Source organism: Ningiella algicola, from assembly GCF_028401415.2.
Lineage (GTDB): Bacteria > Pseudomonadota > Gammaproteobacteria > Enterobacterales > Alteromonadaceae > Glaciecola.
Genome location: NZ_CP171821.2, coordinates 2,842,865 through 2,869,349 on the forward strand (window position 1 = coordinate 2,842,865; position 26,485 = coordinate 2,869,349).

The 26,485-nt window shown below is 45.0% G+C and carries 23 protein-coding genes; 8 read left to right on the top strand and 15 right to left on the bottom strand.

What is annotated here, in order from left to right:
- Positions 1-6: 6 nt before the first annotated feature.
- On the bottom strand, positions 7-2,622 hold the full coding sequence (locus tag PN836_RS12335; RefSeq protein ID WP_395338727.1) for a M14 family metallopeptidase: 2,616 nt from the start codon (positions 2,620-2,622) through the stop codon (positions 7-9).
- Between the two features lie 227 nt (positions 2,623-2,849).
- On the opposite strand from PN836_RS12335, the gene nfuA reads away from it, so the two are divergent.
- Complete coding sequence (gene nfuA, locus PN836_RS12340; RefSeq protein WP_395338729.1) at positions 2,850-3,428, top strand: Fe-S biogenesis protein NfuA; 579 nt, start codon at positions 2,850-2,852, stop codon at positions 3,426-3,428.
- A 51-nt stretch (positions 3,429-3,479) separates the two neighbouring features.
- Here the strand turns inward: nfuA and PN836_RS12345 are convergent, their stop codons facing one another.
- Complete coding sequence (locus tag PN836_RS12345; RefSeq protein WP_395338730.1) at positions 3,480-4,826, bottom strand: MATE family efflux transporter; 1,347 nt, start codon at positions 4,824-4,826, stop codon at positions 3,480-3,482.
- A gap of 202 nt (positions 4,827-5,028) precedes the next feature.
- Between PN836_RS12345 and PN836_RS12350 the strand changes: the two genes are divergently transcribed.
- The gene (locus PN836_RS12350) at positions 5,029-6,099 is read left to right on the top strand and encodes a polysaccharide deacetylase family protein (protein WP_395338732.1); all 1,071 of its coding nucleotides are present in this window, start codon (positions 5,029-5,031) and stop codon (positions 6,097-6,099) included.
- Between the two features lie 23 nt (positions 6,100-6,122).
- Here PN836_RS12350 and PN836_RS12355 read toward each other — a convergent pair whose 3' ends face one another.
- The 6 genes from PN836_RS12355 to PN836_RS12380 form a co-directional block, all read right to left on the bottom strand.
- A complete protein-coding gene (locus PN836_RS12355) occupies positions 6,123-6,743 on the bottom strand; it encodes a GNAT family N-acetyltransferase (protein WP_395338734.1) in 621 nt (206 codons plus the stop codon).
- Positions 6,744-6,783: 40 nt separating this feature from the next.
- Positions 6,784-7,464 (bottom strand): SCO family protein, encoded by a 681-nt coding sequence (locus tag PN836_RS12360; RefSeq protein ID WP_395338736.1) that lies wholly within the window; start codon positions 7,462-7,464, stop codon positions 6,784-6,786.
- A gap of 37 nt (positions 7,465-7,501) precedes the next feature.
- Entirely contained in the window at positions 7,502-8,401 is a 900-nt protein-coding gene (cyoE, locus tag PN836_RS12365) for a heme o synthase (protein ID WP_395338739.1), read from the bottom strand.
- Between the two features lie 60 nt (positions 8,402-8,461).
- Positions 8,462-9,445 (bottom strand): COX15/CtaA family protein, encoded by a 984-nt coding sequence (locus PN836_RS12370; RefSeq protein ID WP_395338741.1) that lies wholly within the window; start codon positions 9,443-9,445, stop codon positions 8,462-8,464.
- 69 nt (positions 9,446-9,514) lie between these two features.
- A complete protein-coding gene (locus tag PN836_RS12375; RefSeq protein ID WP_395338742.1) occupies positions 9,515-10,096 on the bottom strand; it encodes a hypothetical protein in 582 nt (193 codons plus the stop codon).
- A 6-nt stretch (positions 10,097-10,102) separates the two neighbouring features.
- Positions 10,103-10,813 (bottom strand): SURF1 family protein, encoded by a 711-nt coding sequence (locus PN836_RS12380; protein WP_395338744.1) that lies wholly within the window; start codon positions 10,811-10,813, stop codon positions 10,103-10,105.
- A 30-nt stretch (positions 10,814-10,843) separates the two neighbouring features.
- Between PN836_RS12380 and PN836_RS12385 the strand changes: the two genes are divergently transcribed.
- Complete coding sequence (locus PN836_RS12385) at positions 10,844-11,053, top strand: DUF2909 domain-containing protein (protein ID WP_395338746.1); 210 nt, start codon at positions 10,844-10,846, stop codon at positions 11,051-11,053.
- Between the two features lie 90 nt (positions 11,054-11,143).
- On the opposite strand, the gene PN836_RS12390 is transcribed toward PN836_RS12385, so the two are convergent.
- The 5 genes from PN836_RS12390 to lexA form a co-directional block, all read right to left on the bottom strand.
- A complete protein-coding gene (locus PN836_RS12390; RefSeq protein WP_395338748.1) occupies positions 11,144-12,034 on the bottom strand; it encodes a cytochrome c oxidase subunit 3 in 891 nt (296 codons plus the stop codon).
- 15 nt (positions 12,035-12,049) lie between these two features.
- Positions 12,050-12,562: a cytochrome c oxidase assembly protein gene (locus PN836_RS12395; RefSeq protein WP_415926404.1), complete on the bottom strand. Its 513-nt coding sequence runs from the start codon at positions 12,560-12,562 to the stop codon at positions 12,050-12,052.
- A gap of 178 nt (positions 12,563-12,740) precedes the next feature.
- A complete protein-coding gene (ctaD, locus tag PN836_RS12400; RefSeq protein WP_395338750.1) occupies positions 12,741-14,351 on the bottom strand; it encodes a cytochrome c oxidase subunit I in 1,611 nt (536 codons plus the stop codon).
- 12 nt (positions 14,352-14,363) lie between these two features.
- Complete coding sequence (gene coxB, locus PN836_RS12405; protein WP_395345633.1) at positions 14,364-15,473, bottom strand: cytochrome c oxidase subunit II; 1,110 nt, start codon at positions 15,471-15,473, stop codon at positions 14,364-14,366.
- 492 nt (positions 15,474-15,965) lie between these two features.
- Positions 15,966-16,592, bottom strand: coding sequence for a transcriptional repressor LexA (gene lexA, locus PN836_RS12410; RefSeq protein ID WP_395338752.1), 627 nt, complete (start codon positions 16,590-16,592; stop codon positions 15,966-15,968).
- Positions 16,593-16,817: 225 nt separating this feature from the next.
- Between lexA and plsB the strand changes: the two genes are divergently transcribed.
- Positions 16,818-19,250: a glycerol-3-phosphate 1-O-acyltransferase PlsB gene (gene plsB, locus PN836_RS12415; protein ID WP_395338754.1), complete on the top strand. Its 2,433-nt coding sequence runs from the start codon at positions 16,818-16,820 to the stop codon at positions 19,248-19,250.
- On the opposite strand, the gene ilvA is transcribed toward plsB, so the two are convergent.
- Complete coding sequence (ilvA, locus tag PN836_RS12420; protein ID WP_395338756.1) at positions 19,247-20,863, bottom strand: threonine ammonia-lyase, biosynthetic; 1,617 nt, start codon at positions 20,861-20,863, stop codon at positions 19,247-19,249. The genes plsB and ilvA overlap by 4 nt on opposite strands.
- 359 nt (positions 20,864-21,222) lie before the next feature.
- Between ilvA and PN836_RS12425 the strand changes: the two genes are divergently transcribed.
- The 3 genes from PN836_RS12425 to PN836_RS12435 all read left to right on the top strand — a co-directional run bounded on the left by PN836_RS12425 (position 21,223) and on the right by PN836_RS12435 (position 23,798).
- Positions 21,223-21,750 (top strand): MerR family transcriptional regulator, encoded by a 528-nt coding sequence (locus PN836_RS12425; protein ID WP_395338758.1) that lies wholly within the window; start codon positions 21,223-21,225, stop codon positions 21,748-21,750.
- The gene (locus tag PN836_RS12430) at positions 21,726-22,025 is read left to right on the top strand and encodes a hypothetical protein (protein WP_395338759.1); all 300 of its coding nucleotides are present in this window, start codon (positions 21,726-21,728) and stop codon (positions 22,023-22,025) included. Before PN836_RS12425 ends, PN836_RS12430 begins: the two co-directional genes overlap by 25 nt.
- Before the next feature lie 246 nt (positions 22,026-22,271).
- Positions 22,272-23,798: a YifB family Mg chelatase-like AAA ATPase gene (locus PN836_RS12435; protein ID WP_395338761.1), complete on the top strand. Its 1,527-nt coding sequence runs from the start codon at positions 22,272-22,274 to the stop codon at positions 23,796-23,798.
- Here the strand turns inward: PN836_RS12435 and ilvY are convergent.
- On the bottom strand, positions 23,780-24,643 hold the full coding sequence (gene ilvY, locus PN836_RS12440) for an HTH-type transcriptional activator IlvY (RefSeq protein WP_395345636.1): 864 nt from the start codon (positions 24,641-24,643) through the stop codon (positions 23,780-23,782). The genes PN836_RS12435 and ilvY overlap by 19 nt on opposite strands.
- A gap of 204 nt (positions 24,644-24,847) precedes the next feature.
- Here ilvY and ilvC point away from each other — a divergent pair, with 204 nt between their 5' ends.
- Entirely contained in the window at positions 24,848-26,323 is a 1,476-nt protein-coding gene (gene ilvC, locus PN836_RS12445; RefSeq protein ID WP_395338763.1) for a ketol-acid reductoisomerase, read from the top strand.
- Positions 26,324-26,485 lie beyond the last annotated feature (162 nt).

The window sequence follows — 26,485 nt, forward strand, 5'->3', positions numbered from 1 at the left end:
GTGATTTTACAGCAATGGCGACATGTAAATCGCATTAGACATAAGCTTATTGGTACCGTCCCAATAACCTCTAAAATGCACGTTATCTACAAAGGCAATCACGACACCTTGACCAACAGGATTGGCCACAACAGCTGCAGTATTGGCCACCAGCTCTGCCATTTCAGGCGAGCTATATCCGGCGGCGAGTGGTTTCTCAACGTAGTTTGCCACTTGCGTGAAAGGGTCATCGCTGCTTTTAAGCACAAAGTTGTTGGTTTTAAATAGCGGTAATTGCTCACGCTGATAGCCAAAGAAAAGCGGATGAGTCAAATCGATATCAGCCATGAACACCGCACCCGCAATGCGCTTTTTGGATGCCAGCGCCTGTTTATCAGCAAATTGCAAATCGTCAAGCGGGAAGCTGCTATCTACCGTTTCATCTGACAATAGCTGATTTTCAATCCAGCCTTGTTTCGCAAACCATTCAACCGCAGTTCTTTGACCTACTAAGGTTCCCCCCGATTTGACCCAATCCTCAATTTTTGAAGCCGTCTTTTTGTCTACCGAACGATATTGACCGGAAGCAAACACAACATGCGAATAGCGAGATAAATCAACACTGTCTAAATCGCTTAAATCTATCAGACTCGCAGGAATACCCACTCGGGTATCTAAGTAGTGCCATATTTCACCCACTTCATATTGGGATGTGCCTTTACCGCCAACCATGAGGACGTTCGGTTCATAAACTGGTACGAAACTGCGGCTACCAAAATCAATGCCTGAAGAAGTCAATCCGGTATTAATACTGTGTATTTTGATGTCAAATTCGCTTTGCGCTTTTGTCAATATGTTGAATAGGTCGTCGGGCTGCTTTAAGGCAGTAGCAATCATCACGCTACCCGGTGCAAAGCTCATCGCATCTTGCGTATCGGTGCGACTGGTAAACGCTTTGCCCGCTATTCGCGCCTGCACACCTTGCTCTAAAAGCGATTGCAACATAGCGGGCGCGTTTGACGAATGCCATTCAAACACATAGGCGTAGGCGTTGTTTTCCAATCGACCTTGCGCGCTCTGACTTGAGCGCCAGGTTTGTTGTACCGTATCTAGCTTTCGCCTTTGAGATTGTTCAACCGCGTCATATTGCAAATTAAACGCCATCGCAATATTCCAGTTCGATACATCGTAGAAGGTATTATCAACAAAGCTTGTGCGCTCGCTAAATAAAGAGCGGATTAATCGGTACTGAGCCTGATCCAGCGGGATGTAAATGCTTTGTCCCGCTTCATAGTTTACATCGTCAATGTCAAAATCCTTTTCAAGCACTTCGTAATTGATTTGATGCGCACTCAAAATACTCAGCATACGGCTGAAACGCTGGGTATCCTTACTCGCGCTGACAACAAAACCATGCAAATCATCGTCATCAATGAGCTTCTGGGTATCGTTGAAAAACTGACGCTGGTAATTAGCAATAGCGGATTTTGTGGCCATCGCGCCTTCAAAGGTCGACAGTGAAGTCGTAAATTGATTTTGAATAGTACGCCCAAACTCGACCAAACCATTGATGGACTCTTGCGCGTGACCGCGACTACTGGCTTGCTCAAACAAAATACCAATGCTGCCGTGAGCATCTGGATAGGTTGAGCCTTTACCATAGTAAAAATCGTCAAAAGATTCTTCGGTAAAATATAGCTCGTTATTATTGTCTAGCGCAGCGGCATGGAACTTCGCTAACGCATTGGTTAAAGTGACGTTTTTATCTGGAGTCCATGGGTTTTTGCGTGAAGGCACACCAGGTTGAAAAAAGAAGGTGCTATTAGTGCCCATTTCATGAAAGTCAGTCAAGATGTGCGGGCGCCATTGATGAAACTGCTTTATACGCGCCTTTGACTCAGGATGAGTTAGCAGTAACCAGTCACGATTCAAATCAAACCAGTAGTGATTGGTTCTGCCAGACGGCCAATGCTCTTTATGCTCTCGGTGCATGGGGTCTGACACCAAATTGTAGCCTTTGTGCATATTTGCCCATTGTGCAAAGCGCGATAGGCCATCCGGATTGAGAGATGGGTCAAGTAAGACCACATTTTCAGATAAAAGCTTGGTCACTTCTTCGCTTTGAGAGGCGGCTAAATGATAAGCCACCAAAAGCGATGCATTACTGCCAGAAGGCTCGTTACCATGTACACTGTAGCCCATGTAGATAAACAATGGGTCGTCTGCAGATGCAGCCTCGCCGGAACGAAGACGCTCCAAATGAGCTTGCCGCATTTGCTCTACATTGCTTTGATTCTCTGGCGCAGTGATCGTTAACAAAACAAGCGGTCTTTGCTCGTGAGTGTATCCGGTAACTTGAAGGCTAATACGATCTGACGCTTCATCAAGCGCGCGCATGTAAGCCACAAGCTGATCGTGACGAACGTGCCATGTCCCTACCGGATAGCCTAAGACTGATTCAGGCGTAGGAATGCTGCTGTCATAGTTTTGATCACTTGGAAGATAGTCAAGATCACTGTCTACTGCAAAACTCTTAAAAGAAGCAGAGAGCGTGGCGAGAAGCGCTGTGAATAAGAATGCGGAAGTGGCGCAAGCCATAAAACGCGTAAACTTGCTTACGTTGGTGCTAATAGTTGTGTGCATACTTCACTCTTGTTTTGGCACATGAGCCTTTGATTTTGAGAAAGCTCAGTCAATTAATAAGAAGGATGGAAGTATAATTCTACACCTTTTTGCATGATTTAGATGAAAAATGCTTAATACTTGAGTGTTTTACTCAAGTAATTTTTGCTATTATCATTCCCATTCTAACGATATCACCATGATAGCTGTTCCATCAGGGCGCTATACATCTAAACTATGAGGTTGACATGATAAGCATTTCTGAGCCGGCCCAAGAACATTTTGGCAAATTACTCTCACAACAGGGTGAGGGAACGAATATTCGTGTATTCGTAGTAAATCCCGGCACATCAAAAGCAGAGTGCGGCGTTTCGTATTGCCCACCCGAAGCGGTTGAAGACACCGATTTGCGGTTTAACTTCAATGGCTTCGATGCGGTAGTCGACGCTGAAAGCGCACCGTATCTTGAAGAGGCAGAAATTGATTTTGTTACCGACCAAATGGGATCGCAACTGACGCTTAAAGCACCTAACGCTAAAGCGAAAAAAATTGACGATGACGCGCCACTTATCGACAGAATTAATTACTTAATTGAAAGCGAAATTAATCCCCAGCTTGCTAGTCATGGCGGCAATGTAATGCTGGTTGAAGTGACCGAAGATAAAAACGCAATTTTACAATTTGGTGGCGGCTGCAACGGTTGCTCAATGGTAGATGTTACCTTAAAAGACGGCATCGAAAAACAATTGCTTGAGCAGTTCGCGGGCGAAATTGTCGGCGTAAAAGATGCGACTGAACATGAGGCCGGTGAACACTCCTACTACTAAACTCTGACTCTTCATAAGAAACAGCGCTCAGCTTACAAAGCCTTAGCAACTTTAGCGCTGATAGGGTTGCGCGCCAGGCTCGCGCGCAACGACTAATGCGTAGTGCAAACCTAAACCTAAGCCTCGCCCGATTAGAAACGCAAACATCGCTACCCACAAACTCTGATTGCCAAAGCCTTGGAAAATAAATACGCAAGGCAAAAATCCGAGCAAAGTGCTAAGTATCATATTGTTACGCATGGTTTTGCCTTTTGTTAAGCCTACATATACGCCGTCAAACAGAAAACACCAGTGTGCTATTGCAGGCAATAAAATGATGACCCACAAATAAGCCTGCACACTTTCAATGAGTTTACTTTGGTTGCTTAAGAGCTGGATAATCTCCAATCCAAATATCCAGAATATCAAAGTGTATAGAAGCGCTGCAGCACTGGACCAAAACAAGCCAAGCATAACTTGCATATTGATAGCACTTTGCTTATTTACTGCTTCTGCCTTGTCAGATGAACCGCTGCGCTCACCGACTAATGCTTCTACAGCGTTTGCAATGCCGTCTAAACCCAGCGCGATTAAGGCGAAAAATTGCATCAAAATCGCGTTAATGGCAGCGGCCTCTGTGCCGTACTGAACGCCTCTTAAGGTAATAAATGCCAGGGTAAACTGCAGGAACAGATTACGAATGAGCATGTCCCAATTCAGCGATAGCAGAGGCTGCAGCTGAGAAAGTGCAAACCACGCTCTTTTTATATACACATTAGTGTGGCGTTGATGGATATAGGCAAATGACAATATACACAAACTGTATTCAGCAATAACGGTACCGGCAGCAACACCTTCTACGCCCATATTAAAGCCATACACCAAGCTTAAGCTCGCTATAATATTGATAACATTGACCAGCACTTGTAGAACCAAGATCACGCGACTTTTCTGCTGTCCGACCAACCAACCAATTATTGCCAAATTAACCAAAGCGGCAGGCGCACCCCATACGCGAACGTAATAATAGTCTTGAGTTGTCTGAGCCAGTTCTGGCGAGGCTTGCGCAAACCACAAACCTGCGTGCACAATGGCATATTGGAATACTAGAATAAGTATGGCCATACAAAGTGCAAAAACAGCCCCTTGCATGAGGGTTTTAATTTGGGTGTCGGCGTTTTTGCGTTTACTCTGAGCGCTTAAACCCGTGATCGACATTTTAATAAAGCCGCAAATCCAATAAAGTTGCGTCAAAATGAGACTGGCAATTGCCGCACCCGCTAAAAAATGCAGACCGTCCATTCGGCCCAAAATGGCAGTATCAACTAAGCCTAGTAGCGGTGTGGTAACATTGGCAAGAATGAGCGGAATGGCAATGCGCAAGAGCTTTGAATGTGCGTTTGCGTCGGTAAGTTTCATCTGTGCTTATCCACTGCCGAGAAGTTGCGCACAATAAGAGTAAAGGACCTACTTAACAAAACTCGATTATCCTGTGTTGACGCTGCGCAGATGGTGAATATCTAGAGGCATTATGAGAACACCCTTACCAATATCAAACAAGTGTTTAAAGACAATTTACATGCGCATTTGGCGGCTTATTACTGTCAGATGGCTTTTGATAATGTTGCCAGCGATTGCCGCGATCACCGTGCCTTACGCATACTCACAGCAAACCCTGTCAAAGTTCTTACCAACTCAAGTGGTTATTTTACAATACCATCATGTGGATAATGAAACCCCGCCGATTACTTCCATCAAGCCAGACGTGTTTTTAGCGCATATGGAGTATCTAAAGGAGAACCATAATGTGGTTCGCTTGCGAGACGCCATTGAGGCTATCAAGCAAAATCTACCACTGCCAGATAACGCTGTTGCCATCACCTTTGACGATGGTTATGAAAGCATTTTCAAACATGCGCATCCTATTCTAAGCGATTTTGAATTCCCCTATACCGTATTTGTGAACCCGGACAGCATCGAGCGCTTAAGCAATCAGCTAACATGGGATGAAGTGAATCAAATGAGCAAACTTGCAGATTTTGCGAATCATACACTGCGCCATATCCATTTACTAAACAAAGCACCCGGTGAAAGCAAAGCGCAGTGGTTAAATCGTATTATGGAGAATATCGCCCAAGCTGAAGCGGCTTTAGAGGAGAAAGTTGGCTATAGCTTAAAATGGTTAGCATATCCTTTTGGCGAGTACAATGGCGCAGTGAAAGAGCTGCTGAAGGAAGCGCAATACATTGCTTTTGCTCAGCACTCGGGGGCAGTTTCCTCCCATAGCGACTTTCTCGCCTTACCTCGCTTTCCTGCCGCCGGAATCTATGCAAATTTAGATACCCTGAAGGTCAAATTGAAATCCATAGCGATGCCGGTAAAACACCGCGAGCAAGCTGACAAAATCCGCGAACTAGACAGCGAACTCGACTCATTCAGTTTTTCATTAGACGATAGCTACCCTGCGATCATCGACGATATTAATGTGTCGCAATTTGCTTGCTACTTTAAAGGCGAACGCATTATTCCGTCACTACAGGGAATGAGCGTGAATATCCCCCTAAAACATCGTTTTGACACGGGACGAGTTCGCGTCAACTGTACTGCGCCAAGCAAGGCGCACAATGGCAGATTTTACTGGCACTCAGTCGCCTTTTTTACGCCAAACGAAGAGGGATTATTTGAGGACTAAAGCATTTAGGGCAAACAATAATGCTAAGGGTTACCGACACCCCTTTCCATTCGGATAAAAGACTGTTGAGTGGGCGCAAAATGTCGGGTATCTAAAGCGCTAAACCCATGTTTTTCATAAAAACCGACCGCCTGATGATTTTGTACATCAACGTCAAGTACCAATACTGATTTGCTCATATTTTTTGCGCATTCGACCGCATGAGCTATCAGTTGGCCACCTATTCCTTCCCCTTGACATTCATTGGCTACAGCAAGGTGACCAATGCAAAGCTGCGTGTCGCTTGGCGGTAAAAAAAGGCGCGCTAGCGCGTCATTAATGCTGATGATATGTTTTAGCTGCTGTGCACATAAGTGATTAGAAAGACTCGTTACAGTGGCTTGATGAAAGCTAGATGGCATTTCGTGATGCCAAAGGCTCATACAGCCTTTTACCTCTTGGTTTGAAGGTAACGTTCGCGTTTCTGCAACATAATGACGAGCACTACTATATTGCCCATCCACTTCTTTGCCCGCTAAACACAAATATTCATACGCCGCCTGACGTGAGCCAAATATATACGGGAGCAGGGGCTCTGCGGAGCTGAGTATAAGACTAGCCAGTACTTTGCTGTCACTCGCTTGGCCTTTGCGAATTGTCGTCATGTTGAATCACTTAACCACGCATCTGAGTGAACGCCAATGTTCAGCTTATATCGGCGCTCAATAAAATAGGCATGTCGGCTAAAATTTGCTCAACATCACTAATAGCAAGTTCGCCCGGGCTATGCTTGGGCTTAAAGCGACCGACGATATGTCCGTTTGGATTAATCACTACAATAGATGCGCTGTGATCCACTAGATAGTTCGGGTTGTCTGTGCTTTCAGAAATGGCATACATCATACCCATGCTGCGTACAAGGGGATACAGCACTTTGTGCTCGCCTGTCGCAGCTACGAAGTTATCATTGAAGTAATTCACATATTCGTTTAGCCGCTCTACGGTATCGCGATTCGGATCTACGGATAAAAACCATACTTGCAGAGGCGTTTGCTCAACGCTTTGTTGAAGCTGAGGATATACCTTATTTAACTCGGCCAAGGTAACAGGGCAGATATCAGGACAAAATGTGTAGCCTACGAATCCGAGCGTCCATTTACCCTGCAAATCAGCATTGGTCATACTGGTGCCGTCATGTTTAGACAATTCAAAATCGATTAACGCCCGTGGCTGTGGATACCAGTTCAGGTGCTCGGTTTTCTCCGACAGGGCTGAGGTGTGATCTTCGTCAGCATCATTAAATCCGGGGGGTGCGATAACAAGCGCAAGGTATAACCCTAACACCAACGACAGCGCCGCGATAAGGCCTATCCACTTGTTCTGCATAACACTTCTCCAAGCCGTCGATGATTACCTGACAGCATTAAACCAAATAATGATCTACTAGCAATATTACAAAAAGCAGCATCAGGTGCAAAATCGAAAATTTGAAGGTATCCATTGCGGTGTTTTCTGTTGGTTTGAATTTTAACTTTAAAGCCATGTACATAAAGTACGCGTTGAGCAAACTGGAACCGAGCAAATAAAACCCGCCACTCATGCCTGTGAGAAACGGTAGCAAACACACCGCACATAGCAGCAAAGTATACAAAACCACGCAGGTTTTGGTGAACTCAACGCCGTGAGTATTCGGTAACATTGGAATTTGTGCTTTTGCGTAGTCTTTTTCTCTGTGAATGGCCAAGGCCCAGAAATGCGGTGGCGTCCATGTAAAAACGATAAGCACAAGCAGTAGGCCATAAGCATGAATGTCACCGGTTACCGCAGTCCAGCCCAGTAAGGGAGGTGCAGCACCCGCTAAACCGCCAATGACGATATTTTGTGGTGTCGCGCGTTTTAAGTACATTGTATATATAACCGCATAGCCAACAAGGCTTGCCAGCGTGAGCCAAGCAGTCAGCATATTGACAAATACAGCCAGCAGAATAAAACCAACAACGCCCAAGGTGGCTGCAAAAAATAACGCTCTCGGCACACTTACTTTGCCGCGTGCAACAGGCCGGTTGAAGGTTCTGGCCATGATGCTGTCGATTCTATGATCAACCACATGATTAATTACCGCGGCCGCAGACGAAAGTAAACCTATGCCAAGCATGCCCGCGCTTAATATTACTGGGTCAACCCAAGTCGGCGTTGCCAGACACATACCCACCAAGGCGGTTAGCAACAGCAGCATAACCACTCTGGGCTTCGTTAATTCATAGTAATCACGCCATGTTGCGCCGCTACTAACTTTTGCTGTTACAATTGCCGGGTTTTTCATTGGGTAGTCCCTACCTTAAATTTTTTCACTGCTTTTTTCGATCTTTAGAATTTTCTACGGTCAGTATTTACGATACATAGTGTAAGTCATGAGTATCATGACCAACAGTAAACACGCAGCCACTGCATTATGCATGGTTGCCACCGTCAACGGTAAAGTATAGACCACATTACTGATGCCTAAACCTACTTGTACCGCTAATACAACCAACATTACGCCGGTCAAACGCTTCATTAAACTTGATGTCGCACGTTTGAAGATCATGAATGCAAGCCATGCTAAATATGCGACAGTGATAATTGCACCAAAGCGATGAAGCACATGCATGGTCACGCGCTCTTCGTAAGAATGAACGCCAAATTCGTAGTTCTCGGCAGCCGGGACGGAGAATGCGCCAGCAAAATCCAGTCTAGCCACCCAATCTCCCTCACAAATGGGAAGTTGCGTGCAAGCCAACGACGCATAGTTTGCCGATGTCCATCCACCAAGCGCGATTTGCCATACCAAAATCGCGATCCCGATTGCGCCAAATTTCGCAATCTTTCTAATGTGTGGATCGCCACCGGGTATTCGGTAGGGTGTCATCCGCAAATACAATATGAACAGACATGAGAGCACACTGAAGCCTCCCAACAAATGCGCCATGACCACGACTGGCAATAAATTCAAGGTAACGGTCCACATCCCCAACATACCTTGAAACGAGACAAGCACCAGCAGCAAAATTGGCAATTTAAAAGGCGCCACTTTACCTTTTGAGCGATTCATAATTGCCGCAACTGCTGTGAGTAGAATAATGAAACCAAGAGCAGCCGCAAAATAGCGGTGGATCATTTCATTCCACGCTTTTTCTGCCTCCACAGGACGCTCAGGAAAAGCCGCATTTGCAGCTTCAATATGATGCTCTTGCTGAGGCACGAGAACATGTCCGTAACAACCCGGCCAGTCTGGACAGCCAAGTCCAGCATCCGTTAAACGGGTGTAAGCGCCAAGCACAATGACGAATAAAGCCAAAAATATGCTTATTAACACCATTTTCTTCATGTTCGTTGTCTTTCCTTGAATTAAGCTTGCTAGCGCTAAGCTCTTACTTTCATTCTATCAAATACATACTTAACCAATTCGCGAGAGCTTCAATAGCTTTTTCATATCCAGGAGCATATCGCGACTGTCTAAAATGGCTTTTTCTCTGTTTTCGGTGAGCGGATACTTCAGAACAATGTTGTTAAGCGTATCGGCGATAAAAATAGCATCTAGCGGCACATCTTTAAACACTTTATTTACATTTTCCGAAGGTTTTTGTAACACTTCCGTTGCACTCATCTCAACGTTGGGGGAAGCGCCTAACTCAGCGATTTTCGCAAGCGCTTTTGCATCACTTTTTTCAGTCGAGATGAACAGCGTATTCACGCGGTCTGACTCTCTTCCTATAGCCGTTCGCACTTGGCTAACGCTGTATATCGCATTTTCACATGCACTGTCGCACTGCTCAGGAACGATATAAATGAAATGCCATTTTTTCTCTGCTTCCGCAAGTATGCTTTGAGCCTCAATGATTGGTTCTAAAAGCTCACCCTGATTGGTAGACGCCTTGTTAAACCAATCGTATTCAAGTGCAAACTTCGCAAGTATCACCGGAACGACGAAAACGATGATAAGTGCGATAAATGCAATTTTATTCTTGCTGTTTGCCATGACCTGTCATGCCCTTTTTTTGTTGTTGATAATGGTAAGAAGAAATACGGTTAAGCCCGCGATACCCAGGCCAAACCACTGAACTGCATAGCCTAAATGACGTTCAGGTGGCAGTACAACCACTTGCCAATCTCTGACAAAGTGTCCGCTTTTGTCTGGCTGTAAGCGAAGCGTAAACGGCAGAACATCTTTCCCTAAATGCTTTTCCATTTCAGCGAAATCAATTTGCTGCATTCGCACAGGAAACCGGCCGTAGTTAAAATTGGTTTCTTTAATGAGCATATTATCAGACGGAATGTACACATTGCCTATATGCTGATTTGCCGTTGGGATAATAACTTTCGGCAGTTGACGGCGCTCTGGAGTGCCGGGCACCCATCCAAGATTGACTAATAAGACGCCGTAGTTAGTTTGCACCGGAACGAGCACTTCATATCCAGCAACGGCATTGTTTAACTTGTTGTCAATGAAAAAAGTCTGATTGCCTAGTTCTGCCGTAAGCATCAATGGAAAGTCCACATAATCCTCAGGGGAATCGATAATCTCATCAATTGATAATGCAGACGCATCTTGACGAGATTCAATCTGTGCTAATCGGGCTTCTTTTTGCGCTTTACGATCTAATTGCCAAAAGCCTAAAAGAAACATAATGACAATGCAGATGATTGCCACTAAGGTAAAAAACAGTCTTAGCTTGTTTGTACTGCGCAACAACATGCTGGCCATTCACCTTAAGGAGTTTATTCTATGTTAGCAGTCAAAATCATCATCGGTGGCTTGCTGCTGTTCATGATTGTTAATTTGTTTTTTGCTATGAAAGTGATGTTAAAAAATGATCAAAGTGTACCTATGAGTCGCTTCATTGGCAGACGCGTACTCGCATCAGCAGTCATCGTCATTTTAATGTTGCTAGCGATAGCAACGGGGCTTATTACTCCGAATCCTCGACCGTACTAAACAAGCGCAAGATAAGGCTTGCATTACACATGCAAACCTATCGAAGTGTCACTATTACCATTTATTTACCGCTGATGTTACTTGCTTGTCTTAAAGTATATAAACAAAGAAGAACAACATTACCCAAACTACATCAACAAAATGCCAGTACCAAGCGCCCGCTTGGAAAGCAAAATGCTCTTTGGGTGTAAAATGACCTTTGACCACCCTAAAAAATAATACGATGAGAATAATCGTGCCTAAGGTTACATGAAGCCCATGAAAGCCAGTGAGTAAGAAAAAGGTATTGCCATACACACCCGATTGCAGCGTTAGACCTAAATCTCGGTAAGCGTGAACGTACTCGTATCCTTGCAAGCCTAAGAATATACAACCCAACAATATTGTTAGCCCAAGCATTAGGGTAAGCTGTTTACGCTTATCGTCTTCAAGACCCGTGTGGGCAAAATGTAGCGTAACGGAAGACACCAATAAAATAACGGTGTTAATCAGCGGCAGACCGTACCAACCCATAGGCGTGGTGGTAGTGCCATCGGGTGTTTGAACAAGCGGCCACATGGCCTCGAAGGTCGGCCACAATACTTCATTCGTCATCGCATTGTTGGATGCGCCACCTAACCACGGCACAGCAATGGTTCTTGCGTAAAAAAGCGCACCAAAGAAAGCAGCAAAGAACATCACCTCAGAAAATATGAACCAGAGCATGCCTTGGCGGTACGAACGGCCAAGCTGAGCACTATATAAACCGCTCATGGACTCATCAATTTGATTTTTAAACCAGCCCACAATCATCACGATTAAGGTAATCAAGCCAGCAAGCAGTACATAACCGCCAATGCCTGACTTATCTTTTGTCATCTCAACGGTTAAGTTAGCCGCGCCAACCGCGATTAAAAATAGGGCGACAGCGCCTACGATGGGCCAAACACTTTGCTCAGGTACGTAGTACTTTTGATATTCTTCTTGAGCTTCTTGAGCCATGTATATCTTCCTTATCTAAATGCTTGTGTCACTTGCCATAGCGACTATTTCTGACTCATCAGCCGAGGCAGTGATATCGTAAAGCGTGTATTGCAGGGTAAAAAATGTGATGTCCTCTGGGAGTTGAGGATCAATATAAAAAGTCATTGGCATCAATGCTTCATCGCCTGCTTTAAGCGGTTGATGCTTAAAGCAAAAGCATTCTGTCTTATTGACGTAAAGCGCAGCCGTGCCCGGAGAAATAGATGGAATGGCTTGCGCAATAATATCTTTTTTAACTGGGTTTCTGACATAAAATACAACTTTAGCCATTTCCCCCGGATTGACTTCAACGCGCTGTGTTTGCGCTTTAAACTCCCAGGGCATACCGCTGTTGGTTCGTGTAATAAAGTCCACAGTAATGGTGCGAGTGGTATCAATTTCCACAGCCTCATAAACCGCTGCTTCATTGCTGGGTTTACCATTAATACCAAGGGCATCGCATAACACATCGTAAAGTGGCACTAAGGCAAAGCCGAACCCAAACATCCCCACAACAACTAACAGCAATGTTGCCACGGTGCGCCCGTGTTTTTGCGCGGGCGCAGCAATATCTTGACTGTTATTTGATGACGGTTGTTTGATATTAAGTTCACTCATATAAGCATTATCACTTTTTATCTTTGTTTAGCACTTCTTCCATCTCGTTCGTGCTATTTAGCTGGTGTTATTTCACTACCGGCGGCGTATCAAAGGTGTGATAAGGCGCGGGTGATGGGATTTCCCACTCCAAACCTTCTGCACCATCCCAAACTTGAGATGACACTTTTTCACCTTGTTTGCGACAGGCTTTTATGATCAACGCTAAGAAAATCAACTGCGATAGACCAAAGGCAAACCCACCGATACTGATCCATTTGTTAAAGTCAGCAAACTGCAGCGCATAGTCGGGAATACGGCGCGGCATACCGGCTAAACCTACAAAGTGCATAGGGAAGAACAACACATTTACCGATACCAACGAACACCAGAAGTGCCATTTAGCAAGCGTAATGTCGAACATGCGCCCCGTCCATTTTGGTAGCCAGTAGTATACCGCGGCCATTATCGAGAATATGGCACCGGTGACCAGTACATAGTGGAAATGCGCAACAACGAAATAAGTATCATGGTATTGGAAGTCCACAGGAACAATTGCAAGCATTAAGCCCGACAAACCACCTATTGTGAATAAGATGATAAAGGCGATAGCAAATAACATCGGCACCTCAAAGGTCAAACTGCCGCGCCACATTGTCGCCACCCAGTTAAATACTTTAACGCCTGTGGGAACCGCAATAACCATTGTGGCGAACATAAAGAACATCTCAGCAAACACGGGCATACCTGTCGTGAACATATGGTGCGCCCATACAATAAACGATAAAAAGGCAATTGAAGCAGTGGCATATACCATTGATGCATAGCCAAAGAGTTTTTTGCGTGAAAACGTTGGCACGATTTGAGAGATAATGCCAAAGGCCGGCAATATCATGATGTAGACCTCTGGGTGACCAAAGAACCAGAAGATATGCTGGAACAAGACTGGGTCACCACCACCGGCTGCATCAAAGAAGCTTGTGCCAAAGTATTTGTCGGTTAATACCATGGTTACAACGCCAGCCAAAACCGGCATTACAGCGATTAATAAAAACGCGGTAATTAACCATGTCCAGACAAACAAGGGCATCTTCATGTAGGTCATGCCTGGTGCACGCATATTAAATATCGTCACAATAACGTTAATCGCACCCATAATGGAGCTAATACCCATGATGTGCACCGAAAATACAAACAGGGCAGTACTGTCACCGCTGTATGTGGTCGACAAAGGTGCATAGAAGGTCCAACCAAATGCCGGTCCGCCACCTTCAACGAAAAGCGACGACAAAAGAATAAGGAAGGCAAAAGGAAGGATCCAAAAGCTCCAGTTGTTCATTCTTGGCAGGGCCATATCAGGCGCACCAATCATCATGGGGACCAACCAGTTTGCCAATCCGGTAAATGCTGGCATTACCGCCCCAAAGACCATAATCAGACCATGAACGGTTGTCATTTGATTAAAGAAATTCGGCTCAACTATTTGTAGGCCTGGCTGAAACAGCTCAGCACGAATGACCATTGCCATTGCGCCGCCCACTAAAAACATAATGAAAGCAAACCATAAATAAAGTGTGCCAATATCTTTATGGTTAGTCGTTAATACCCAGCGCATTAAGCCTTTTGGAATGTGATGATGATGATCATCGTGGTCGCCATGAGCGTCTGGAGCATTTGCGATATCTGTTGCACTTGACATGTAAATTTTCTCCTACTGGCCATTCATGATGGCATTAACATCTTTTGCTTGAACCATTTCACCGGTGTCATTTCCCCATGCATTACGCTGGAAAGTAACCACCGCAGCGATTTCTGACATAGTAAGCTGTCTCGAAAATGACTGCATTGCAGTGCCGGATTGTCCGTACACGATAATGCCAATATGATCTTCTTGGGGACCCAGCGCTACGGGTGACCCCTTAATTGCTGGGAATACACCAGCAAGGCCTTCACCATTTGGCATATGGCATGAAGCACAAACCGCGTCATACACGCGTTTGCCGTCCGCCATTAATTCTTCCATCGACATATTCATCGCTAACAAACGTTGCTCTTCTTCTTTTGCTCTTAGCGCAATCGCTTCTTGTTCATCAATCCAAGCATCGTACTCAGCAGGGTCTTTTGCAATGACCACAATCGGCATAAAGCCATGGTCTTTTCCGCAAAGCTCGGCGCACTGTCCACGATACACGCCCGGCTCATTCACATTTGTCCAGGCCTCGTTTATAAAACCGGGGTTTGCATCTTTTTTAACTGCAAAATCGGGCACCCACCACGAATGAATCACATCGTCTGAGGTAATTAAAAATCTGACTTTTTTGCCTGTGGGGATCACCAGCGGACGGTCAACTTCAAGCAGGTAGTTCTCGCCTTTGGTAAATTTGTTTTGGATCTGTTCGCGCTGAGTCGCAAGCGTTGAGAAAAACTCAACGTCATTATCCATGTATTTATAATGCCACTTCCATTGTGAGCCGGTGACTAACACAGTAATATCTGCCTTCGACGCATCTTCCATTTCAATTAGCGTGCTCGCAGCCGGCACCGCCATCGCTATCAAAATCATGAAAGGGACCACAGTCCAAGCAATTTCTACTTTTACGTTGTCGTGGAAATTGGCGGGTTTAGCGCCTTTGGACTTTCGATGCTTGATCATAGAATAGAACATGACACCAAACACCAGCACAGCGATAACCACGCAAATGTAAAACATCATCATATGTAGACCATATACATCTTGGCTGATGTCAGTAACACCCGGTCGAAGATTAAGATCAGAACGTTCACTTGCCGCTGTAGCAAGCGCTAACATGGGTGAACTCATTAATATGGCAGTAAAAGCTAATTGCAGCGACTTCACACTGGACTCCCGAAGTTGTGTTTAGCGAGTCAGCTCTCTTAGGTTCAGTTTACAGTACGACCGAAATTATGTGGCTGACTTTTCGTCATGTTATTGATATGTGAATAACTGTGTAATGATTAATCAAACAATAGCTTAGGTAAAGCACTTTTTGTAGGAAAACCTTCGTATCACATCGTTAAACCCATATTTTTGCTGAATAATTAAACAAACTGAAGTTTTTGACTTAAAATCTTTGTATTTAATGTGAATATTTTGTGACAGGAGGGTTAACTAAAAGAATCATTGAATATCCGAAAAGAAGGGATGATGTTGATTGTAATCGCATCAATCGACGAAACACGCCGTTGCGGTCACAAACAGCCTATGCGATTCTCAAGGCACTACTTGACTATGCTTCGCGCGAGCGTATGGAAAGGAAAAGGCCGCTCAATACGACCTTAAAAATCTGGCAGCCTAACTGAAATTCACATTATCGCGAATGACGCCAACGGCTAAACCCTCAATCTCAAAATGTTGAGAGCGTAAATCGACCTCGATAGGGGAGAACTCCTCGTTTTCTGCAATCAAGAAAACCGTAGGGCCTCTCTTTTCAAAGCGTTTAACCGTGACATCCTCGTCAATACGCGCAACAACGATCTGACCGTTTCGGGCATTGTTGGTCTTGTGCACGGCAAGTAAGTCACCGTCCATGATGCCAATGTCTTTCATACTCATACCGTCAACTCGCAGTAAAAAGTCTGCGCCGGGGTGAAACATGGCAGGGTCTACTTTATAGTGTGAATCGACATGCTCTTGCGCCAAAATAGGTTGCCCGGCCGCTACTTTACCGATTAAAGGAATGCCGTCTTCTTCAATCTCGTCCTCTAGTGGGCAATTTAGGCGAATGCCACGAGATGTTCCGGGGAGAATTTCTATCACGTTCTTTTTAGCGAGAGCCTTAAGGTGCTCTTCAGCAGCGTTAGCTGATTTAAACCCTAACTCGCGAGCGATTTCAGCGCGCGTTGGGGGCATGCCTGTGTCTATCATCGTAGATTTTATGAGCTTAAGAACTTCTTCTTGCCTGGGAGTTAGTGGACGCATAACCAGCCTGTTTTTCTATACAGTTATTTGCAGTATATCGCGATTTGTATAAATGACAACTGCTTTGAGCAAATCTTAAGCGACTTCAATGGCGCGCTGTCATGCGCTTGAGCTACCGTGATTGCACTGTGAAACAACAACGGCGCATTTTTTATCCAGACTATTTTAAGTATAAGCGAGCAAAAGCGTGCTAATATTTGCGTCTTGATTCGCTTAGGAGCCATTATGCAAGCGCTTGGCAACGCTCTTCGTTTTCTTATTTCAAAGGCTATCGGGTGGCTGATATCTGTTAAAAGTGTACCGGCCGATATTGAGAAAGAGTTAGGTATCGATAAAAACCGACCTATTTTATATCTATTGCCGACAGAATCATTTGCCGACCAACTTGCGCTTCACAAATCCACCCAGGCGCTTGGCTTGCCGAGCCCCTATGATGGCATCGAGATTGAAGGCAAGGAGCGAAAGCGTCGTTACTTTTTAACTCGTCCGCAAAGTCTATTTACGCGTCGAATTGCAAAGACATCAATAGAAGATGTGTTTACTGAATACTTCCATATTCACCGTGAGCATCCTGAATTAGATTTACAAATCCTGCCTGTCTTTATTTCTTGGGGACGCTCCGCTGGCAAGGAAAAAAGTGGTTTTGCTCAACTTTTAGCCAGCAAAGCTTCACCTAACTGGCTACGCAAGTTAATGATCGTCTTGTTTTTTGGGCGTGACAATTTTGTGTCATATTCGCCAGCAGTGTCCACCAAACAAATGGCCGAGCTGCACGGCAGCGATAAGCAAATTGCGCAGAAGCTGGTGCGTGTGGCGCGAACCCATTTTCAGCGTAAACGACAGACTCTAAGTGGCCCCACCCTATTAGAACGCAGTACGCTTTATAACAGCATATTGGGCGCGGATTCGGTTAAACAGACTATCTCTGATGAAGTTAAACAAAAAGGCAGCAGTTACGAGGCTGGGCGAAGTAAAGCGGTCAAGTACATAGATGAAATTGCCGCAGATTATCGTGAAGGTTTGATTCGTACTGGCGATCGCGTACTCACTCGTATCTGGAACAAAATATATGACGGCATTGATGTAGGTCATGCTGAACGAGTGAGAGAACTTGCACAAAATGGCCATGAAATCATATATGTACCTTGCCACCGCAGTCATATGGATTATTTGCTGCTCACCTATGTCATTTATCATGAAGGCTTGGTGACGCCGCATATTGCTGCCGGAATTAATCTTAATTTCTGGCCTGCGGGTGGCATTTTCAGGCGTTGTGGCGCGTTCTTTTTGAGGCGTAGTTTTGCCGGAAACAAGCTCTACACAGCGGTGTTTCGCGAATATCTGGAATTACTATTTAATAAAGGTTACTCAGTTAAGTATTTTCCTGAAGGCGGACGAAGCAGAACCGGGCGTTTACTGCCACCTAAGACCGGCATGCTAGCAATGACGCTGCAAGCGATGACCAAAGGCATAAACAGACCCGTATCGATAGTACCGGTATATATTGGTTACGAGCACGTTATGGAAGTGAAAAGCTACATGAAAGAGCTCAAAGGAAAGACAAAAAAGAAAGAGTCCCCTACACAGGTATTTTCTGCTATTCGCAAACTCAAAAACTACGGCCACGGCTTTGTTAACTTTGGAGAACCTATTCAGCTAAACCAGTTTCTGGATGAAAGTGTGCAAGACTGGCGTAAAGATAAGATGGAAGACGACAAAAAACCAAAATGGCTCACGCCTGCGGTTAATCAACTAGCTGACACCATTATGACGCGCATTAATCGAGCTGCTGCCATTAATGGCACGGCGCTTTTGGCTACCTGCTTACTCTCGTCTAAAACCCAAATTATGAGTAGAAAAGAGCTGGTTAAAAGTGTTAAGGACTACCTTAATATGTTTCAGCACGTCACTTATAGTGAAGACTGCACCTTGCCAGACGAGACTGCCGTTAATTTAGTTGACCGTACCCTTGCCCTTAACCGCTTTGAACAAAGCGAAGATAGCTTCGGTCAGATGGTCTCTCCAAAAGACGACAGTGCGGTGTTGCTGACATTTTATCGAAACAACGTGATGCATATGTTCGCCATCCCTTCTCTGATCATGGGGGCGGTGTTCGCCAACCTCAAAATGCAAAAAGCAGATATCCTTCGCCTTGTTGAGACTATCTTTCCGCTGCTCAAACGCGAGTACTTTATGCACCAAAGTACTGATGAAGCAAAGCAATATGCTGAAAAGCTTATCGATTACATGAAATCGGTGGGTATGTTGCAGCAGCAAGGCAAGTTCATTTGCCCACCGGCCGCCACTGACGAACGCTTTCACTCTTCGTGGTTATTAGGCCGTGCGATGCAAGAAACGTGGCAGCGTCATGCCATTGTACTGCATGTTTTAGAGACTGAGAAAGTCATTGGCCGCGCACAGCTTGAGCGACAGAGTCAAACGCTTGCTGAGCGCATGTCAGCCTTGTTTGGAATGAGCTCACCGGAATTCTACGACAAAAATGTACTTAGTGCGTTTGTGAATGCCCTGCGGGACAACCAGCATTTGCATCATCAAGATGATGGTAATTTGGCTTTCTCTGAGAGCAGCTTAGCACTCAAACACGCAATAACGCCCTTGGTGTGGCCAGAAATTATGCAGCATCTTGAGCAAATTTAAGCTGGCTTAACATCTGAGGCCAGAAAAAATTGATACGCCGGGTCTTGCGTATGTTCTTGCGCTGAATATGACCCGTGTTTTGCCTCAGTTAAGCTCTTTAAATGACTGTCGAATATCGCCCGTTCGCCGGTTTTAATGTCAAAACCGACCAAGACTAAACCTTGCGCTGCGCCGTGATTGCGATAATGAAATAAGGTAATGTTCCACTGCTCACCAAGAGTATCTAAAAAGTGCATTAATGCCCCAGGGTACTCAGGGAAGGCAAACGAAAACAAGGTTTCATTCAGTGCTACTTGTGGTTTACCGCCGACCATATGGCGAAGATGCAGTTTAGCCAGCTCATTGTCAGATAAATCAAAACACTGATATTCGTTATCGCGCAGTCGTTTTAACAGCGCCTCATACTCGCGCTTACCGCGTCTGAGCTTCACCCCTACATAAATGTGAGCTTCATGCTCATTGGCAAATCGATAATTAAACTCTGAAATATTTAACCCGCCAAGCGTTGCGCAAAATGCTCTAAAAGCGCCTTTTTCTTCCTTGAGTTTAACCGCAAACACCGCCTCTTTTTGCTCACCTAATTCACAACGTTCAGATACGTAACGTAAAGTGTGAAAATTAATATTCGCGCCACACAAAATGCCTGCGATATTTGCGCCTTCAATACCATGTTGTTTGCAGTATTTTCGCATCGCGGCAATCGACAGTGCGCCCGCAGGCTCGGCTATGACGCGTGTATCGTCAAAAATATCCTTAATAGCCGTGCAGATTTCATCATTGCTGACACTCAAGACTTCGTCCACATATTGCTGACATAGTCGAAAGGGTTCTTCACCAATTGTTTTTACAGCGACGCCATCTGCAAAAATACCCACGCTAGGCAGCGTTACCGGTTTGCCTGCTTCAAGCGCAGCTTGCAAACACGCTGATTCCTCCGATTCCACAGCAATAATGCGAATATTCGGATTAATTTGCTTAACATAAACGGAGATCCCAGCGGCCAAACCACCCCCGCCCACTGCTACAAATAAATAATCAAGATGCTGAATATGTTCCAAAATTTCCTTGCCAATCGTCCCTTGACCTGCAATCACATCAGGATGGTCGAATGGCGGGATCATCGTCATGCCGGAAGCTTCGCAGAGACTTTTAGCATGCTCGCTGGCTTGGTCAAAACTGGTCCCGTGCTGCACCACGGTGACGTATTCCTGCCCGAAATGTTTTACTGCATCCACTTTAATTTCTGGGGTGGTTTCAGGCATTACAATGACGGCGGCAATTTTTAGTCTATTAGCCGCATAAGCTACGCCTTGCGCATGGTTACCCGCCGAAGCCGTCACTACACCAGCCTGCTGCTGCGCGTCGGAAAGCTGAGCGATGCAGTTATATGCACCTCTGAGTTTAAACGACTTTACGGGCTGTTGGTCTTCTCGCTTTAAGAAAACGTGATTCTTGATTTGCTTAGATAAACTTGGCATTTTGACCAAATCGGTCGAAATGGCAGCATCGTAAATAGGCGCCTGTAGAATTTTGACTAAATAGTCTTGTTTGCTTAGGGGCTTTGTTTGCTTGGATACTGGGCTTTTGAGGCTTACGCCTGATTCTGTGCTCATCTTGCCTGTCTAATTCTAGCGAATAATAAAGTCTTGGTTGGCAGAATCATCGCAAACAATCACAAATAGGTCGAGCTTTTCATAACAATGTCGCGCTTTACATTACAAGCGCAGACCTCACGATACAGGCCTCTATAAACTGGAAAAAACTGATCGTGCGTTTGATATATCCTGTTAAGGCTAGGGTAACTTGGCGAATTGACAACATACATACTTTTGCAAACATCAAAATAACTTAGCAAGTATGGTAATTAAGCGATTAAATACTAGTAAAATATTTATTCAGATAGCTTGACCCTCACCTAAGGTAATACTCCAGGATAATCATGTTAGTCAATAACAAGCATGGGTAATCAATTGTGAAAATAACAGAGAAAAACAAATTCAGCGTCGGACAGCTAAGTAAATTAAGTGGCGTCAGCGTGCGTACTTTGCACTTCTACGACGAGAAAGATTTACTGACAGCTAAAAGGGACAGTAATGGCTACCGTTTTTACTCTAACTACGATGCTGCATTGTTACAGCAAATCATTATCTATCGACAAATGGATATGCGTTTGGAAGATATTGCGACCATCATTCACGCTGACAACTTTGACTTGTTAAGTGCTCTGCAAAAACAGCACGAGCTGCTAATACGACGTCGTGAAAGCACCGACGATATGATTAAACGAATCGAGGTATCAATCAAAATGACACAAGGTGAAGAAAATTTGGATGCAATCCTTAAAGGGTTACCGGAAGCGAAAATTGAAGAGTGGAAGTCTGAAATCAAACAGGATGAACACGGCGATGATGTGTTGGAAGCTTATGGCAAAATACCAAATGATGAAGTCCAAGATATCAAAGAAGGAGCTGATGTTTGGACAAACATTATATGGAAGTAACCCATCTACCTGCAAGCGATGAAAAAGTGCAAACGATGATGAAAGAGGCCTACGTAATTATGAATGGTATGTATTATAAAACCATGGATGATTTTAAGGGTGCAAACTACGAGTTTGTAAAGGCAATATGCAATGAGGGAAGAAAAGACAAAGTAGTCGTCGATATCTATGAAACTTATCAAAAAGGCATGGCAAAACACTATTTTGATGCGATGGAATATTTTGCTGAAAACTCGCTTAAGGATAACGAAGAGATGTATCTTCACCTAAGATAGAGAAATGTACAAAGTGAGATAGCGAGTGACTGCGTAACTTCCCTCAAGTGGCACTACTACCTATGTCATTCCAGCCTGCACAGAAATGACTTCGATGAATTGAAGCTATGAGTGGGTACTATAATTTAGAAATCGTGTGCTCGCATCACTCGTTTGTGCGAAAAAACCATACCAAAGCCCCGTACCAATGCGTATGCCTATGCGAGATACTATCCACGTTGATTAAACAAGGATAAAAAGACAAGGATGTCACTTTCAGTTGTATACACTCGCGCAAATATCGGTATAGATGCACCGCTGGTCACTATCGAAGTGCATTTATCCAACGGATTGCCGTGCTTTCAATTAGTAGGGTTGCCCGAAACTACAGTGAAAGAAAGCCGCGACCGAGTGCGCAGCGCAATGATAAATGCGGGATTCGAATTCCCCAGCAAACGCATTACGGTGAATATGGCTCCTGCTGATTTGCCAAAAGGTGGCGGGCGTTTTGACCTAGCTATCGCAATTGGCATCATTGCCGCCAGTGAAGAAATACCCGCCACTCAACTAGAAGCCTTCGAATTTGTAGGCGAGCTGGCGCTTTCTGGTCAGCTTCGCGCGATTGATGGCGCACTGCCAATGGCCTTTGCCACGCAAAAGAGTAATCGGCAGTTAGTCTTACCTCAAACTAACGCCAGTGAAGCGGCGCTTGTTACCCAAGCGTCAGTGCTTAGCGCGGATGATTTGTTTGACGTGTATTTGCACTTAATCGGCAAAAAAGAGCTGCCAATAGCCCAATCCGACGATGGCGAATGCCAACAGCAAGACTACGGGGATCTCAATGAAATTATTGACCAACAGCATGCAAAACGAGCATTAGAAATATGCGCCACCGGCGGCCATAACCTGCTATTTTTTGGGCCTGCGGGAACCGGCAAAAGCATGCTGGCAAGTCGTTTACTGTCGATTATGCCTGATTTAAGCGAAGAGGATGCTTTGACGGTAGCAAGCATCCGTTCAATTAGCGGTGAAGCTATACGCCCAAACAATTGGCGCAAAAGGCCCTTTAGGCAACCGCATCACTCAAGTTCGGCCGCGGCTATTGTAGGTGGCGGAAGCTATCCGCGCCCAGGGGAAATTACGCTGGCTCACAAAGGCGTGCTATTTTTAGATGAGCTGCCTGAGTTTGGCAGGCATGTATTAGATGTAATGCGTGAGCCGCTTGAGACAGGTGAAATAAATTTGTCCAGAGCCGCACAAAAAATTACCTACCCCGCTGATTTTCAGCTCATCGCGGCTATGAACCCGAGTCCAACTGGAGATGTTGATGACAAACGCTCCAATGCAGATCAAATTTTGCGATATCTTAGCCGCATTTCTGGCCCACTGCTTGACCGCATCGACCTTCAGGTCAACGTGCCTCGCATCCCATTAGAGGATGCCATACGCAAATCATCAGCTGCTCGTGGTAAAAATATCGAAAGCAGCAGCATTGTGAAACAACGCGTAGAGCGCGCTCAACACATACAGCTCAAGCGTCAAAATATGCTCAACAGCGCCCTGAACAATAAAAGCGTAGAGCAATTTTGCTTATTAAATCAGGAGAATCAGCGCTTTGTGACTCAAGCGATGGATGCTTTAGGACTTTCGATGCGCGCCTATCATCGTACTTTAAAAGTGGCTCGCAGTATTGCTGATTTGGCAGGGAGCGAGACGATTGAGCAGGCTCATCTCGCTGAGGCGCTTAGTTTTAGAAGCTTCGACAGATTGCTGTATCAACTGAGCAACAATTGAGTGAGATTCTTTAGCAAGGGCTCTTGCGCTCGCTCTTTCAAATAGCACAAACCCAAGTGATATGCCTCAATATTGGTGACTTTAAGTGCGCGCACTTTATTCTTAACAACCGAATTCTCAAGCACAATTTTGGGCACAAAGCCAACGCCAAGACCCAATGACACCATGCTCACGATGGCCTCGTTTCCAGACACTTGCGCATACACTTTTGGGCGAATATTTTGCTCTGCAAACCAATGATGAACGATTCTTTTTGATGGTCCTCGCGCGGGCAGAATCGCGTCGACCTTTTGCCAGTTCATGTCTTGCCAACGGTCAACTTCCATATTCTTAGGGACAATTAATACGAGCGGCACCGTATCAATAGCGGCAAAGCTTACGTGCTGCGGAAAATCGGGCGTATAAATCGCGAGGGCTAAATCTGCTTGACGCGCACTTACCTTATCTAGTGCGAGGGCATGATCGCCTGTGTCGAGCTTAATTTCTACCAGCGGGAAATGCTGATGTAAGGTGTCGAGCATCGTCGGCAGGTAGCTTTGACTCGCCGTCACCGAACAGTAAAATGACAGCTCTCCGGATAAGGCTTGTTCATGACTGCGCATGCTTTGCTTCATTAATGCGTATTGTGTCAGCGTCTGATTGGCAAACTCTAGCAAAGCCTTGCCAGAGGCAGTAATGGAAACACGCCTATTATTGCGTATAAACAAAGCACTGCCGCATTCATCTTCAAGTCGATTAATTATTCTCGAAAGTGTGGGAGGAGACACAAACATGGCCTCTGCCGTTTTTGAGAAATTCAGTGAGCTTGCCAAGTGTTGAAAGAGTTTCAGGCTCTTTATGTCCATGATGTATTTCCATTGTTTTGCAAATGACTCCACGAGTTTGAGCATTGGCTTGCGTTGCGAACTCATTGCATTGTTTGTTTTACCCTATACTTTCATATAATGAAATACTTTCTTTTAAATAATTCAATTTAATTAATCACACAATTTTTGTACAGTAATCGCATCGTCGCGGTAAGCGACCACAAAATTTTGGAATTAATATACATGTCAAATTATTTTAATAGCCTCCCGTTTAGAAAGCAGCTCGACCAATTGGGTCAATGCCGCTTTATGAAACGTGAGGAGTTTGCCAGCGGCTGTGAAGCGCTAAAGGGCAAGTCTGTTGTTATCGTGGGCTGTGGCGCACAAGGCCTAAATCAAGGCTTAAACATGCGCGATTCAGGTTTGGATATCGCCTACGCGCTCAGACAAAGCGCCATTGATGAAAAACGTGATTCTTTTAAGCGCGCCAGTGAAAACGGCTTTACGGTGGGCACTTACGAGCAGCTTATTCCAACAGCAGATTTGGTGTACAACCTTACACCCGATAAGCAACACGCAAACGTGGTTGAAGCTGTTATGCCGCTAATGAAACAAGGGGCAGTGCTTAGCTACTCTCACGGTTTTAATATCGTAGAAGAAGGCCAGCAAATACGCAGTGACATTACTGTGGTCATGTGTGCGCCAAAATGCCCCGGTACTGAAGTACGTGAAGAATACAAACGCGGGTTTGGTGTACCAACATTGATTGCTGTACATCCTGAAAACGATCCCCAACAAATTGGATTAGAGGTCGCCAAGGCCCTAGCTAGCGCTACCGGAGGTGATAGAGCAGGCGTATTGGAAAGCTCTTTTGTTGCAGAAGTGAAATCAGACCTGATGGGCGAACAAACGATATTGTGTGGTATGCAGCAGGCCGCAGCCATTCTTGGCTATGACAAAATGGTCGCTGACGGCATCGATCCAGCCTACGCTGCTGCCCTGATTCAATATGGCCTGGAGGCAATTACCGAGGCACTTAAGATTGGTGGCGTCACCAACATGATGGACCGCTTATCAAACCCTGCGAAAGTCGAAGCTTACGCGCTTTCAGAGCAACTAAAAACACTTTTGAGACCGCTTTTTGAAAAACATCAAGACGATATCTTAAGCGGCGAATTCTCGCGCACCATGATGGAAGATTGGTCAAACGGCGATGCTAACTTACTAAAATGGCGAGAAGAAACCGGTCAAAGTGGGTTTGAGCAAGCGCCTGTATACAATGGAAAAATTGACGACCAAGTGTTCTTTGATAAAGGCATTTTGATTGTTGCCATGATTAAAGCAGGTGTTGAGTTAGCCTTTGACGTAATGGTAGAAGCCGGTATTTTACCTGAATCAGCGTATTATGAGTCGCTTCACGAAACACCACTTATTTCCAATACCATTGCAAGAAAGCGCTTGTACGAAATGAACGTAGTGATTTCAGACACCGCTGAATATGGCAATTACTTGTTCGCCAATGCTGCCATCCCGCTATTGCAGGAGCACATCATGCCAGCGCTCAAACCTGAACAACTCGGAAAAGGCTTTGACTCCGCTTCCAACGCGGTGGACAACAAGCAGCTAGTTGAGATAAACAAAGCCATTCGAAGTCACGGAGTTGAAAGTATTGGCCAGGTATTACGAGGATATATGACTGACATGAAGGCAATCGTTTAGCCTCTTAAATACGCTCAATTGCGCTGAAATATACCAGCGCGTAAACAGTTCTGTCGTTAGGTGCTTTAACTAAGCTCCTTTTGCCCGGTCAATTTGGCCGGGCTTTTTTGTGGCTAGCCTTTGGTGAGTTTTAGTGGGCCATGGCCTAAGCTAATCAAAATC